Annotated in this window: 12 protein-coding genes; 5 read left to right on the top strand and 7 right to left on the bottom strand. The window is 73.4% G+C overall.

All coding sequences use genetic code 11. The features are described 5' to 3' along the window. Positions 1-29: 29 nt before the first annotated feature. Entirely contained in the window at positions 30-716 is a 687-nt protein-coding gene (locus AB0B02_RS00385) for a TetR/AcrR family transcriptional regulator (protein ID WP_281942801.1), read from the bottom strand. Positions 717-855: 139 nt separating this feature from the next. Here AB0B02_RS00385 and AB0B02_RS00380 point away from each other — a divergent pair, with 139 nt between their 5' ends. Beyond that, on the top strand, positions 856-1,785 hold the full coding sequence (locus AB0B02_RS00380; protein WP_357291878.1) for an NAD-dependent epimerase/dehydratase family protein: 930 nt from the start codon (positions 856-858) through the stop codon (positions 1,783-1,785). A gap of 25 nt (positions 1,786-1,810) precedes the next feature. Here AB0B02_RS00380 and AB0B02_RS00375 read toward each other — a convergent pair whose 3' ends face one another. Beyond that, positions 1,811-2,818, bottom strand: a complete 1,008-nt coding sequence (locus AB0B02_RS00375; protein WP_357291874.1) for a DMT family transporter — start codon at positions 2,816-2,818, stop codon at positions 1,811-1,813. Beyond that, positions 2,815-3,846 carry a class II fructose-bisphosphatase gene (gene glpX, locus AB0B02_RS00370; protein ID WP_107162337.1) on the bottom strand — a complete coding sequence of 344 codons (1,032 nt, stop codon included), beginning with the start codon at positions 3,844-3,846 and terminating at the stop codon, positions 2,815-2,817. Before glpX ends, AB0B02_RS00375 begins: the two co-directional genes overlap by 4 nt. Before the next feature lie 148 nt (positions 3,847-3,994). On the opposite strand from glpX, the gene AB0B02_RS00365 reads away from it, so the two are divergent. Next, a complete protein-coding gene (locus tag AB0B02_RS00365) occupies positions 3,995-4,690 on the top strand; it encodes a DUF4245 family protein (protein WP_281942794.1) in 696 nt (231 codons plus the stop codon). 90 nt (positions 4,691-4,780) lie between these two features. Continuing rightward, positions 4,781-5,623 (top strand): hypothetical protein, encoded by an 843-nt coding sequence (locus AB0B02_RS00360; protein WP_281942792.1) that lies wholly within the window; start codon positions 4,781-4,783, stop codon positions 5,621-5,623. Between the two features lie 75 nt (positions 5,624-5,698). Here AB0B02_RS00360 and AB0B02_RS00355 read toward each other — a convergent pair whose 3' ends face one another. Further along, the gene (locus AB0B02_RS00355) at positions 5,699-5,911 is read right to left on the bottom strand and encodes an exodeoxyribonuclease VII small subunit (protein WP_281942790.1); all 213 of its coding nucleotides are present in this window, start codon (positions 5,909-5,911) and stop codon (positions 5,699-5,701) included. 13 nt (positions 5,912-5,924) lie between these two features. Then, positions 5,925-7,208 carry an exodeoxyribonuclease VII large subunit gene (gene xseA / locus AB0B02_RS00350; RefSeq protein ID WP_357295644.1) on the bottom strand — a complete coding sequence of 428 codons (1,284 nt, stop codon included), beginning with the start codon at positions 7,206-7,208 and terminating at the stop codon, positions 5,925-5,927. 60 nt (positions 7,209-7,268) lie between these two features. Between xseA and AB0B02_RS00345 the strand changes: the two genes are divergently transcribed. Then, positions 7,269-8,255, top strand: a complete 987-nt coding sequence (locus tag AB0B02_RS00345) for a 4-hydroxy-3-methylbut-2-enyl diphosphate reductase (RefSeq protein WP_281942788.1) — start codon at positions 7,269-7,271, stop codon at positions 8,253-8,255. A gap of 38 nt (positions 8,256-8,293) precedes the next feature. After that, positions 8,294-8,704 carry a hypothetical protein gene (locus AB0B02_RS00340; protein WP_281942786.1) on the top strand — a complete coding sequence of 137 codons (411 nt, stop codon included), beginning with the start codon at positions 8,294-8,296 and terminating at the stop codon, positions 8,702-8,704. Positions 8,705-8,801: 97 nt separating this feature from the next. On the opposite strand, the gene AB0B02_RS00335 is transcribed toward AB0B02_RS00340, so the two are convergent. Beyond that, on the bottom strand, positions 8,802-12,095 hold the full coding sequence (locus AB0B02_RS00335) for a S8 family serine peptidase (protein WP_281942784.1): 3,294 nt from the start codon (positions 12,093-12,095) through the stop codon (positions 8,802-8,804). A gap of 148 nt (positions 12,096-12,243) precedes the next feature. After that, positions 12,244-13,422: a DNA recombination protein RmuC gene (locus AB0B02_RS00330; RefSeq protein WP_357291864.1), complete on the bottom strand. Its 1,179-nt coding sequence runs from the start codon at positions 13,420-13,422 to the stop codon at positions 12,244-12,246. Positions 13,423-13,425: the final 3 nt, after the last annotated feature.

Below are 13,425 nucleotides of genomic sequence, written 5' to 3'. Positions count from 1 at the left end.
GGCCCCTTCTCAACACCCTGCGGGGGCCGTCAGGGCAGGCCGACCAGGTCGGCCGTCAGAGCGATCTGGTGGTCGAAGTACTCGTCCCGGTGCGGCAGCGCCCGGTTGATCCGGCCGAACAGCTCGAAGCTGATCAGCCCGAAGAGCTGGGTCCAGCCGGCCATCGCCCGGACCATCAGCGCGGGTGGCAACGGCACCCCGGTCAGCGCGGTCAGTTCGGCCACGTCGCCGCGCAGCGGCTCGGGCAGCTCCTCGTCCGGCGGCGCGAGCCGGCCGGCGGCCATCCCGTCGCGCAGGATGCCGAGCAGCGTCATCGGGGGCCGTTGGGCGGGCGCGACCGTGTCGTCCGGGGCCGCGTAGCCGGGCACCGGGCTGCCGTAGAGCAGCGCGTACTCGGCGGGGTGGGCGAGCGCCCAGGCGCGCGCCGCGCGGCTGGCGGCGAGCCAGCGACCGCGCAGGTCGTCGTGGTCGGCGTCGGCGTCGGCCGTCTCCACCGCGTCGCCGAGCGCGTCGTACGCCTCCAGGATCAGCGCGGTGAGCAGGTCGTCGCGGCTGGGGAAGTAGCGGTAGATCGCGGAGGAGGCCATGCCGAGGTCCCGGGCGACGGCGCGCAGCGAGAGGTCCGCGCCGTCGGTGGCCAGGTGACGGCGGGCGACCGCCTTGATCTCTTCGATCATCCCGGCGCGGACCCGGGCGCGGAGCGAGGGAGCGACCATGCGCCCACTGTGCCACGAGCGAGAGCGGCAATCAAAACAGAGAGCACTGCTCTTGACGGCCGTCGCTCTGTGAGTCATGCTCTTTTTCGAGAGCGGTGCTCTCCATTCGGACTACTGCTTCAGAAAAGGTGGACCTGTCATGGCCCTGCACGTGATCGTCGGTGCCGGACCCGTCGGCACCGCCACCGCCCGACTGCTCGCCGAGCGCGGCGAGCGGGTGCGCGTGGTGACCCGGCGCGGCACCGGCCCGGAACACCCGGCGGTCGAGCGGATCGCCGCCGACGCCGGTGACGCCGACCGGCTCACCGCGCTGACCGAGGGCGCGGTCGCGCTGCACAACTGCGCCAACCCGGCGTACCACAGGTGGGCCACGGACTGGCCGCCGCTGGCCGCCGCGCTGCTCACCGCCGCCGGGCGCAGCGGAGCCGTGCTCGCCACCGTCGGCAACCTCTACGGGTACGGCCCGGTCGACGCGCCGATGACCGAGGCGACCCCGCTCGCGGCCACCGGCACCAAGGGCCGGGTCCGCAACCGGATGTGGGCCGACGCCCTGGCCGCGCACCGCGCCGGTCACGCCCGGGTCACCGAGGTACGCGGCTCCGACTACATCGGCCTCGGCGGCACCTCGCTGGCCATGATGGTGCTGCCCCGGGTGCTCGCCGGGCAGCGGGTGTTCCTGCCGGTCGACTGGGACGCGCCACACACCTGGACGTACGTCCCGGACGTCGCCCGTACCCTGGTCGCCGCCGCGACCGACGCGCGGGCCTGGGGCCGGGCCTGGCACGTGCCCAGCCCGCCGGCGGCCACCATGCGGGAGTTGGCCCAGCGGACGGCGGCCCGGGCCGGCGCGCCCGCGCCGCGGCTGACCCGGCTGCCCTACCCGGTGCTCTGGGCGGCCGGCGTGGCCAACCCGTTCGCCCGGGAACTGCGCGAGACCGCACACCAGTTCGCCGGCCCGTTCGTGCTGGACTCGTCCGCGGCCACCGCCACGCTCGGCGTCGAGCCGACCCCGCTGGACCGGATCGTCGACGAGATGGTTGCCGGCCTGCGCGCCCCGGCGCCGCGTTAGGCCGGGCCCCCTGTTGACGCGCTGGTCAAGCGGGGGCCCCGCCCCTACCGGAGGCGTTAACAGGGGGCCCCGCCTTACCCCCGGCGGCGATGAGGACGGCTACCAGGGTCAGGGCGGCGCCCAGGAGGGTGTTGGGGCCGGGGTGGGAGGCGGCGGTGGGCAGGAGCACGTCCAGCAGCACCGCGCCGACGATCTGCCCGGCGATGGTGGCCAGGCCGAGCAGCAGCACCCCGGTGAACCGGACCAGCGCGGCGGCCAGCGCGATGAACACGATGCCGATCGGGCCGCCGACATAGAGCCACGGCTCGCTCGGGAAGCCGCCGGTCGGCCGGCCCCGCACCGCCACCTCCACCGCGAACGTGGCGAGCAGCGCCACCGTGCCGACCGCGAAGTTGACGAGCGTGGCGGTCATCGCGCTGTCCGCCGCCGCGCGGACCCGGCCGTTCACCGCCTGCTGCCAGGCGATGCCCACGCCGGCGGCCAGCGGCAGCAGGGCCAGCGCCAGCGCGCCCGGGTCGCCCAACCGGTCGCCCACCGCCAGCAGCACGGCCAGCACGGTGAGCACCGCGCCGATCAGCCGGTTCGGGGTGACCGCCTGCCGGCCGGTCGGGCCGATGCCGGCGCGGTCCACCAGCAGGCTGCTGCCGGACTGCCCGGCCACCACCGCGACGGTGAAGACGGCCACGCCGAGCGCGCCGATGGTCAGCCCCTGCGTCGCCACCAGGAACGCGCCGCACACGCCGCCCAGGCACTGCCACGGCCGCAGCGTGCCGGCGCGCAGCGCGCCGCGCAGCGCGGCCAGCCCTCGCCGGCCCCCTCCGGTGGCGGGGACCAGCACCAGCAGGATCACCAGGCCCAGGCCGAACGAGACCACCGCGGCGGCGATCCCGTCGGCCAGCCGTACGCCCAACTCGCCGTTGATCCGGGACTGGAGCGCCACCAGGACGCCGGCGCCGGTGGCCAGCCCCACCCCGGCGATCCGCCGGCCGGTCGACAGGGTCGGCGCTGGCGTCGGTGTCCCGGTCGTGGTCACTCCTGCTCGGCCAACGGGCGCCCGTCGAAGTCGACAGCCGAGTAGAGAGCCAGCTTCTCCAGCCGGTGGTACGAGTCGATGACCCGGATCGTGCCGCTCTTGGAGCGCATCACGATCGACTGGGTGTACGCCCCACCGGCCCGGTAGCGCACGCCGCGCAGCAGGTCGCCGGAGGTGACACCGGTGGCCACGAAGAAGCAGTTGTCGCCGGTGACCAGATCGTCGGTGAACAGCACCCGGTCCAGGTCGTGCCCGGCCGCCAGCGCCTTCTCCCGCTCCTGGTCGTCCTTCGGCCAGAGCTTGGCCTGCATCATGCCGCCCATGCACTTCAGCGCGCAGGCCGCGGTGATGCCCTCGGGAGTGCCGCCGATGCCCATCAGCACGTCGACGTCCGACTCGCCGCGCGCCGCCGCGATGGCGCCGGCGATGTCGCCGTCGGAGATGAGCCGGATGCCGGCGCCGGAGCGCCGGATCTGCTTCACCAGGTCGTCGTGGCGCGACCGGTCCAACACGCAGACCGTCACCTCACTGGTGTCGGTGCCCTTGACCTTCGCGATCCGGCGGATGTTCTCGGCGACCCCGGCGTTGATGTCGACCACGTCGGCGTACATCGGGCCGACCGCCAGTTTCTCCATGTAGAAGACCGCGCTCGGGTCGAACATCGCGCCGCGCTCGGCCACCGCCAGCACGGCGAGCGCGTTCGGCATGCCCTTGCTCATCAGCGTGGTGCCGTCGATCGGGTCGACCGCCACGTCCACCTCGGGGCCGGTCCCGTCGCCGACCTCCTCGCCGTTGAAGAGCATCGGGGCGTTGTCCTTCTCGCCCTCGCCGATCACCACGACGCCCCGCATCGGGATCGAGTTGATCAGCTTGCGCATGGCGTCGACGGCGGCGCCGTCACCGCCCTCCTTGTCGCCCCGGCCGACCCAACGGCCGGCGGCCATGGCCGCGGCCTCGGTGACCCGGACCAGATCGAGGGCGAGATTGCGGTCGAGATCCTGGGGCGTCCGCGTACCGGTGGTTGTCATGGCGGCCTCCTCCTCGCGACGTTGCGGGGTGGACCGGCGGGGGTGCCGCCGGTTTTGTCGCTGATCCTCACACGATCTCAGGTTCGCCGCCCCGGCGGGGCGGAGGAGGCCAGGATCACCTTCCCCGTCGGGCTGCGACAATGGCCGGGTGGAACCCGCACAGCCTGCCGACCGCGTACCGTCCGACGCCACGCCGCCCGACGGCCAGCCGCCGGTGCGGCCCGGCGCCACCCCGCCGGACGGGACGCCCGCGCTCGTCGAGCCGTCGACGTCCGCGCCGCCCGCCGACGCCGACGCCGGTGAGCGTCCCGCCCCGCCCCCGGGGAAAGAGAAGGCCCGCTCCGAGCGGTCCCCGAAGGACATGGTGCTGTCGCTGCTGATCCTGCTGGTGCCGATCGCGCTGCTGATCGCGTTCTACCGGGGCTTTCTCGGCGGCGACTCGCCGGTCACCGTCGACCCGGCGCCCGCGCTGGAGCAGGCCCGCGCGGCCAACGCCTTCCCGGTCGCCGCGCCGACCGGGCTGGGCGACGACTGGCGTACGGTGAACGCCCGCTTCCGGACCGAGACGGACGGCGCGACGCTGCGCATCGGGTACCTGACCCCGGAGGGTCGGGGCGCGCAGCTCGTGGAGAGCAACATCCCGGCGGAGAAGCTGCTGCCGGCCGAGCTGAGCGACGGCCAGCCGCAGGGCCCGGCCGACCTGCCGGACGGGCTGAGCTGGCAGCGGTACACCGCCCGCGGCAACGAGCAGGCGCTCGTCCTGCTGGAACCGAACCGCACGGTGATCGTGGTCGGTGACGCGGGGGAGACGGAGCTGCGCCGACTCGCCACCTCGCTGCGCTGACGTCCCCCGGTCGGGTGACCGGGATTGCCGAAGGCCGCTTCAGGGAACAGAAGGGACACGATCCCGGACGACCCACCTGGAGAGGTTGACGTGAAGATACGACGCTTCAGCGCCACCGCGTTCGCCGCGGCGCTGCTCATTCCCGGCCTGGCGGCCTGCAACGGCAACGGCACGTCCGACGCCTCCGCGACCCCGAGCGCCGGCGCCTCCGGCAGCGTCGCCCCCAGCGCCACGGCGTCCGGCAGCGCGGCCAAGCAGGCGCTGCTCGACTCCACCAACGCGATCCGGGAGGGCAACTTCCGGTTCGCCATGACCGGTGCCGGCTCCACCGCCGAGGGGCAGGTGCACCAGCCCAGCCAGAGCGCCGAGATGCGGATGACGATCGGTGACCCGTCGTCGGACCTGATGATGAAGCTGGACCTCATCCACGCCAAGCCGGACAGCTGGGTCAAGCTGGAGCTGGGCGGCACCGCCGCCACCCAGATCCCCGGCGTGAAGAACCTCAACACCGGCAAGTACCAGCACCTCGACCAGAGCCGGATCAAGGGCAACCGGGCGCTGGGCTTCGACTTCGAGAAGATCGACCCGGCCGGCAGCGCCGTGCTCACCCAGGGCATCACCGACGTACGGCAGAGCGGCGACGGCGCGTACGAGGGCACCGTCGACGTGTCGAAGGCCGCCGAGGCGGGCTCGCTCGACCCGGCCGTGATCACCGCGCTCGGGGCGCAGGCCCAGTCGGTGCCGTTCACCGCCAAGGTCGACCCGCAGGGCCGGCTCAGCGAGCTGGTGCTCAAGATCCCGGCCGCCGGCCAGAGCGCCGCGCAGGACGTCAAGATCACCTACAGCGACTACGGCGCCGCCGCCGCGGCCCAGAAGCCCCCGGCCGACCAGGTCGTCGAGGCGCCGCCGGAGCTGTACAACCTGTTCAACTGACCGGAGGTCGTCCGGCTCGTCGCCGGTACGCCGCAGTGGCATCCCGACGCCGCTGCGGCGTACCGCTTCCGGGGCTCACTCCCCGGCGCGCTGCCGGGCGGCGTCGATGCGGGCCCGCGCGCCGTCCAGCCAGCGCTGGCAGACACCGGCGAGCTGCTCGCCGCGCTCCCACAGGGCCAGCGACTCCTCCAGCGAGGTGCCGCCCGCCTCCAGCCGTTCCACCACCGAGGCCAGCTCGGCGCGCGCCTGCTCGTAGCTGAGCTGCTCGTCCTTGGTCTTCTCAGTCATCGGTCCCATCTCATCAGCCGTCGACGGTGGCGGTCAGCTCGCCCTCGGCGAGGCGTACCCGCAGTGGATCGCCCTTGGCCACCTCGGACGCCGCGCGGACCACGTGGCCGTCGGCGCGCTGGACGATGGCGTAGCCGCGGTCGAGCGTCGCCGCCGGGGAGAGCGCACGCAGCCGGGCCAGCGTGTGCCGCAGGTCGTCGTCGGCGGCGCCCAGCCGGTGCGTCAGGCACCGGCCGGCGCGGTCCCGCAGCGCGGTGACCTCGACGGCGCGCTGGTCGACCATCACCTGCGGTCGGGCCAGCACCGGACGGGAGCGGAGCAGGTCGACCCGGTGCTGCTCACGGTCGACGAGATGGCGTACGGCCCGCTCCAGCCGGGACCGGGCCTGACCGATGAGGCGGACCTCCTCGGTCAGGTCGGGCACGATCCGTTTCGCCGCGTCGGTGGGCGTGGAGGCCCGGACGTCGGCGACGTAGTCGAGCAGCGGCGCGTCGGTCTCGTGGCCGATCGCGCTGACCACCGGCGTGCGGCAGGCGAAGACCGCCCGGCACAGCGCCTCGTCGGAGAAGGGCAGCAGGTCCTCGATGCCCCCGCCGCCCCGGGCGATGACGATCACGTCGACCGTCGGGTCGGCGTCGAGCACCTTGAGCGCGCCGACGATGTCGGGCACCGCGGCGGACCCCTGCACCGCCACGTTGACGGTGCGGAAGTCGACCGCCGGCCAGCGGCGGCGGGCGTTGGTCAGCACGTCGCGCTCGGCCGCCGAGGCCCGCCCGGTGATCAGGCCGACCCGGCCCGGCAGGAACGGGAGCCGCCGCTTGCGGGACCTGTCGAACAGCCCCTCGGCGGCCAGCAGCTTCTTGAGCTTCTCCAGCCGGGCCAGCAGCTCACCGAGGCCGACCTGACGGATCTCGTCGGCGCGCAGGCTCAGCGTGCCCCGCGCGGCGTAGAACTCGGGCTTGGCGTGCAGCACCACCCGGGCGCCCTCGCGCAGCTCCGGCGCGCCCGCGTCGAGCACGTCGCGGTTGGTGGTGACGGTCAGGCTGAGATCGGCCGACGGGTCACGCAGGGTGAGGAACACGGTGGCGGCGCCGGGCCGGCGGCTGATCTGCGCCACCTGGCCGTCGACCCAGACCCAGCCGAGCCGGGCGATCCAGGCGCCGACCTTCTGGCTGACCACCCGGACCGGCCACGGCTCCTCGGAGGTGCTCCGTTCCGGGGGCGTGCTCCGCTCCGGGGGCGTGCTCCGCTCCGGGGGTGTGCCCCGACCCACCTCACCCGCGCTCACCCCGCCCACCCTACGGCCCGGGGCCGACAGGCCGGGCGAGGGCGCGGCGGGCGCACGTACCATGGTCGGGTGACTGACGCTGAGACGACTCCCCGGACCGGCAAGCGCGTGCTCCTGGCCAAGCCCCGCGGCTACTGCGCGGGCGTGGACCGGGCGGTGCAGACCGTCGAGGAGGCGTTGAAGCTCTACGGCGCGCCGATCTACGTCCGCAAGCAGATCGTGCACAACAAGCACGTGGTGCGCACGCTGGAGGCCCAGGGCGCGATCTTCGTGGAGGAGAACGAGGAGGTGCCGGAGGGCGCCACCGTCATCTTCTCCGCCCACGGTGTCGCCCCCGAGGTCTACGAGCAGGCCAAGGAGCGCTCGCTGAAGGCGATCGACGCCACCTGCCCGCTGGTCACCAAGGTGCACCACGAGGCCCGGCGGTTCGCCCAGCAGGACTACGACATTCTGCTCATCGGTCACGAGGGGCACGAGGAGGTCATCGGCACCGCCGGTGAGGCCCCCGCCCACATCCAGCTCGTCGACGGGCCGGACAGCGTCGACCAGGTCACCGTGCGTGACCCGGAGAAGGTGGTCTGGCTCTCCCAGACCACGCTCTCGGTCGACGAGACGCTGGAGACCGTGGCCCGGCTCAAGCAGCGCCTGCCGCTGCTCCAGTCGCCGCCCAGCGACGACATCTGCTACGCCACCTCCAACCGCCAGCACGTGGTCAAGGAGATCGCCCCCGAGTGCGACGTGGTGATCGTGGTCGGCTCGCGTAACTCCTCGAACTCGGTCCGCCTGGTCGAGGTCGCGCTCGACGCCGGCGCCCGCGCCGGTCACCTGGTCGACTTCGCCCACGAGATCGACGACGCCTGGCTGGCCGGGGCCCGCACCGTGGGGCTGACCTCCGGCGCGAGCGTGCCGGACGACCTGGTCCAGGACGTGCTCGCGCACCTGGCCGAGCGCGGCTTCGCCGACGTCGAGGAGATCACCACCGCCGACGAGCGGCTGACCTTCTCGCTGCCGCAGGAGCTCAAGCGCGACATGAAGGCCGCCGCGGCGCGCGGCTGACCGGGAACGGATCCGGCGCCCGACGCGTCCAACCGACCATGAAGACTCCTCGGACGGTGCTCGTAGCCCTGATCGCCGGTGCCGCGCTGACCGCCTGCGCCGGCCCGGGCGACGAGCCCGCCAGCCCCAGCCCGAGTCCGACGGGAGCCGCCCCGGTGACCAGCCAGCCCGACCCCGCACCCAGCACCGGCCCGAGCCGCCCCGACCCGACCTGGAAGGGCGGCCCGTCCACGCCGCCGGGCGTCGGCGGCACCACGATCAGCGGCACCATCCGCGCCGGCGTCGAGCCGAACTGCCTGCTGCTCGACGACCACCTGCTGGTCGGCGGCCCGCGCGACCTGCTCAAGGCCGGCGCCAAGGTGGAGGTCACCGGCCGCCCCGAGCCGGGCATGATGACCACCTGCCAGCAGGGCACCCCGTTCGTCGTCGAGTCGGCCCGCCCCGCCTGACGCACCCCGGGCCCACGGCGACCCGTTCGGGGCCACCGGACGCACGCAGGAGCCCCGCCCCCCGGACCGGGGGACGGGGCTCCCGTCGTACCAGCGGCTAGTTGACCGCGTGGATCTGCACCGAACCGCGGCCGACGACCGCGCCCTCGGTGGTGGTGACGGCCATGTCACCGAACAGCTCCCGGCCGGCGGCCGGGGTGGCGAGCGCGGTCACCGCACCGGTGAGGGTGGCGGTGGCGCCGTTGGCCAGGGACAGCGGCGTGGCCGGCGCGGAGAGCGAGCCCAGCGCCGGGGACGCGAACGAGTCACGGTAGTCGTACGCCGTGCCGCCCGCGGCGACCGCGTAGCCCTCGATGACCACCCGGTAGGTGGCGGCCACCGGGTTGGTCAGCGTGACGGCCTCCTCCGAGTCGCCGTCGGCCGACCGGCCCACCTCGGTGGTGCCCCGGAAGATGTACAGGTCCAGGTCGGCGCCGAGGTCGGCGGTGTTGCCGATCCGGGCGGAGAACGAGGTGGTCCCGGCCGGGATGTCCACCGTGTACTCCTGGGTCGCGCCCTCGGTGATGGTCGGCCGCTCGGCACGCACGCTGGACAGCGGGCCGCCGACGCCGGTCACCTGGACCGGGCCGAACGTGTTGGTCAGGTTCCAGCTCACCGGGGCCGGCGTGCCGGCGGTCACCGACGGCAGTTCGACCACGGCGGGCTCCACCTGCACGCCCTGCACACGCGCCTGGAGCGTGAACGGGTTGTCAAGCGCTGGCGACGTACGCCGCGACTCCACCTCGATCTCCCAGACACCCGGGATCGGGTTCTGGTAGTCGCGCTCCTGCGGCTTGCAGGCGGCGGCGTCGGAGAAGTTGGTGTAGCAGGCGGTGCTCGCGGTGCTCTCGACCGGCACGCCGTACGGGTTGATGGCGATGAACCGGGTCTGCGAGCCGGTCGCGATGCCGGACAGGTTGACCTGGAGCGCGCCCGCGCCCTGCGGAACCGTCACGAAGTACGACGTGAAGCTGTTCCGCTCGACCGAGCCGGTGGCCGAGAACGAGTACGCCGGGCCGGTCACCGCGTTCGAGGCGACCACGACGGTGGCGACCTCGAAGTCGACGACCGAGGTGGCCGGGTCGTCGACGGTCATGATCGCGCCGTGCGCGCCGACGGTCATCGGCTTGGCCTTCACCTTGACCGTGACGGTCGAGTTCAGCGGCAGCCAGACCTCCTTGGGGGCGGTCCAGGTGCCGTCGTTGCCACGGAAGTCGACCAGGTGCTTGACGCCCTTGTTCGGGCCGCTGGTGCGGGTCAGCTTGACCTCGTAGTAGCGGCTCTCCTTGGCCTTCTGCCCGCCCCGGTCGGCGGCGCAGCGGTTGTAGACGCCGGTGCCCACGTTCGGGCTCGGCACGAACGTGCCGGAGGCCCGGTCGTAGCGGGTCAGGTTCGGCGACAGCTCGGTGCAGACCGCGGCCTCGGAGGTGTAGGTGCGGGTCGGCACGCCCTGGGCGAGCAGGTTCCACGCGCCCGGCACGTCGACCATGCCGTAGCCCTGCGCGTACGTCGGGACGCCCGCGATCGGCTTGGCCGAGGTGTAGACGGCCCGGCGCAGCGCGGCCGGGGTGACGCCGGTGCCGGTCGCCTTCGCGGCCGACAGCAGCAGCGCGGCGGCGCCGGCGGTCTGCGGAGCGGCCATCGAGGTGCCGTTCAGCATCTGGTAGCCCGGGGGCAGCGGGTAGCCCGCCTCCGGCACCGGGTTGCCCGCCTGCCAGGTCGGCGCGGTGGAGATGGCCGAACCGGGAGCGGTGATGTTCGGCTTGAAGCCGCCGTCCTCACGCGGGCCGCGGGAGGAGAAGTTGAACAGCCAGTTGTCCTTGCGGACCACCGAGCCGTAGTTGGCCAGCCAGGTGTCCTTGCTGACGCTCGCCGCGACGCTGACCACATCGGTGGCGACCGACGGGTCGCCGACCGTGTTCAGGCCCGGACCGGAGTTTCCGGCCGAGATGAACAGCTGCACACCGTAGGTGTTGATCAGGTCGTTGTAGAGCACGGCGCGCGCGTTCGAGCCGTCGTTCAGCGCCGGCAGGCCACCGATCGACATGTTCACCACGTCGACCCTGCGGTTGACCACCAGGTCGACCATGCCGGTGGTGAGCGCCGCGGCGGTGCAGCCGCCGCCCCACGAGCAGGCGCGGGCGGAGACCAGCTTGGCGCCCGGCGCGGCGCCGTCGAAGGCGCTGTTGCCCAGCATGTCGTTGGCGGCGGTGATGCCCGCGACGTGCGTGCCGTGGGTGCTCTCGACGATGCCGATGTTGACGTAGTCGACCAGGCCGGGGCCCCCGACCGGGGTGGTGTCGACGTTGCGCCGGTACTCGACCACGAACGGGATCTGCTCCCGCACGTCCGTGGCCGGGTTGTCGGTGCCGAACTGGCCGACCTGGAACTTCTCCTTGTACGGCCGCATCACCGTGTCGTCGGTGAAGTCGTTGTTCTGGTTCACGTCGACGCGGATGTCACCGTTGGCCGGGTTGTAGAGGATGCCCCAGGCGTCGGTGGTGTCCCCGTCCCGGTTGACGTCGCCCCGCGCGTCGCTGCCGGCGGTGATGTTCTCGCGGAACACGTTGAACTTGTAGGTGCCGGCCGGCGCCGTCCAGGTGCCCAGCGAGTTGCTGAACGTCGGGCCGGTGACCTCGGTGGTCATCGGGCGCCAGGACGCGTCCTCGAGCGGGTCGGTCGCGGTGACCCAGTCGACGATCTTGCGCTCGCCGGTGGTGGTCTGCTGGAGGGCCGGCTGGTTCAGGTCGACGCCCGAGTCCATGATGCCGATGGTGACGCCGCGGCCGTCCCACTCCGGGTGGGCGGCCTTGAACGCCTCCGCGCCGGTCTCGTTGGTCGGCATGTACGGGTTGACCGCGCCGGTGTCCCCGCCGGGGCCGGCCAACGTCTCACCCTGCTCGGCGGCCTTGGCGCCGTTCGGCGCGGCCTCCGGCGTCGGGTCGGGGAGCGTGATGGTCTCGTCGAGGTCGGCGGCGGCGACGCCGGGCAGCGTGGCGGCCTTGAGCGCCTTGGCGGTGGGAACCTTGGCCAGCACGTAGCCGACCTGGTCGTACCGCTGGCTCACGGTGGCGCCGAGGCCGGTCAGCCCGTCGACGACCTTCTTGGCCGAGCCCTTCTTCGCCGCGATGATCATCGTGACGGTCGGCGCGTGCTTCGCCTCGGCCACGTCGAGCAGCTTGGCGTCGTGGGCGCCCAGGGCCTTCGCGGCGGTCGGCTGCGACGGTCGGGGGGCGGCGGGGGCCGCGCTCGCGGTCGCGGCGCCACCCCCGACGGTCATGGCCCCGGCCGCGAGGACCGAGGCGAAGAGCGCGGCGGAGGGGCGCCGGCTCCGATTGCGGGGTTGACTCACGTTCTCTTCCTCCAGAGAACAGGGCCCTTCAGGGGACAGGGCGCGTGTGACGCAGATCCTTCGTGGCGTGTCGAGTCGTGTCACTACCGGGAATGGGTTTGTGACCACTCCGTGACAAGGATCGGCCGTCATCGTCATACCGACCGTGTTAGACGTCGATGCCCGCCGACCGTTCGGCCGATGTGGACGGCTCGTTCAGCAACTCCGGCGCCTGCGGCTGCCGGGGCGCCAGCTCGACCTGCGCCGGGGCGGCCAGCTCGTCGCCCGAGACGCCCAGCTCGGCCAGCTTGCGCGCGCTGACCAGCACCCGGGCCTCCAGCGAACCGACCGCCCGGTTGTACGCCGTCACCGCCCCGCTCAGCGAGCTGCCCAGCTTGCCGACGTGGTCGCCCAGCGTGGACAGCCGCCCGTACAGCTCACGGGCCAGCGAGTGGACGGTGGCCGCGTTGCGCGCCAACGCCTCCTGCCGCCAGGAGTAGGCGACCGTACGCAGCAGCGCCACCAGCGTGGCCGGCGTGGCCAGCACCACGTTGCGGGCGAACGCGTGCTCCAACAGCGAGGGATCACGCTGCAACGCCACGTCCAGGAACGGGTCGGCCGGCACGAACAGCACCACGAACTCGGGCGTCTGGTCGAACGCGGTCCAGTAGGACTTGGCGGCCAGGCTGTCCACGTGTGCCCGCAGGTGCCGCGCGTGCGCGTCGAGCTGGGTGTCCCGCCCGCGTTCGTCGCGCGCCTCCATCGCGGTCAGGTAGGCGTCGAACGGCGCCTTGGCGTCGACCACCACCGTGCGCCCGCCGTGCAGCCGCACCACCAGGTCGGGACGCACCCCCTGGTGCTCGGTGGCGGCGGTGACCTGCTCGCTGAAGTCGCAGTGCTCCAGCATGCCGGCCGCCTCGACGATCCGCCGGAGCTGGTGCTCGCCCCAGCGTCCCCGCACCTGCGGCGCGCGCAGCGCGGCGACGAGCTGCTTGGTCTCGGTGCGCAGCTCACCGGAGACCGTGCTCATCGCGCGCACCTGCTCGCGCAGCTCGGCGTAGGCGTCGACCCTGTCGTGCTCCAGTTCGGCGACGCGTTGCTCGTAGCGGCGCAGCGAGTCGTGCAGCGGCGCGACCGCCCGCGCCACCGCCTCCTGCGACTGCGCGGTCGCCTCGTAGCTGAGCGCGCGCATCGACTGCTCCAGCCGCCCCTCACCCTCCCGGGTGGCCGCCAGCGTCGCCTCCAGCCGGGCCACGTCGGCCGCCGACCGGGCCCGCGCCGCGAGCCAGCCCACCGCGCCGCCGGCGGCGAGGCAGAGCACCACCACGGCCAGCGTCGAGAAGCTCATGCC

The sequence above is a fragment of the Micromonospora sp. NPDC049240 genome (genome assembly GCF_040647835.1).
In the GTDB taxonomy this organism is placed as follows: domain Bacteria; phylum Actinomycetota; class Actinomycetes; order Mycobacteriales; family Micromonosporaceae; genus Micromonospora.
The sequence above is the reverse complement of the archived record's forward strand: the minus strand, read 5'-3'. Positions and strand labels throughout refer to the sequence as shown.

What these genes read in the sequence shown, in the direction of transcription:
- AB0B02_RS00340 (WP_281942786.1), top strand. Translation starts at nt 8,294, where the DNA reads ATGAAGACTCCTCGGACGGTGCTCGTAGCCCTGATCGCCGGTGCCGCG.
- AB0B02_RS00330 (WP_357291864.1), bottom strand. Translation starts at nt 13,422, where the DNA reads ATGAGCTTCTCGACGCTGGCCGTGGTGGTGCTCTGCCTCGCCGCCGGC.
- AB0B02_RS00385 (WP_281942801.1), bottom strand. Translation starts at nt 716, where the DNA reads ATGGTCGCTCCCTCGCTCCGCGCCCGGGTCCGCGCCGGGATGATCGAA.
- glpX (WP_107162337.1), bottom strand. Translation starts at nt 3,846, where the DNA reads ATGACAACCACCGGTACGCGGACGCCCCAGGATCTCGACCGCAATCTC.
- AB0B02_RS00380 (WP_357291878.1), top strand. Translation starts at nt 856, where the DNA reads ATGGCCCTGCACGTGATCGTCGGTGCCGGACCCGTCGGCACCGCCACC.
- AB0B02_RS00355 (WP_281942790.1), bottom strand. Translation starts at nt 5,911, where the DNA reads ATGACTGAGAAGACCAAGGACGAGCAGCTCAGCTACGAGCAGGCGCGC.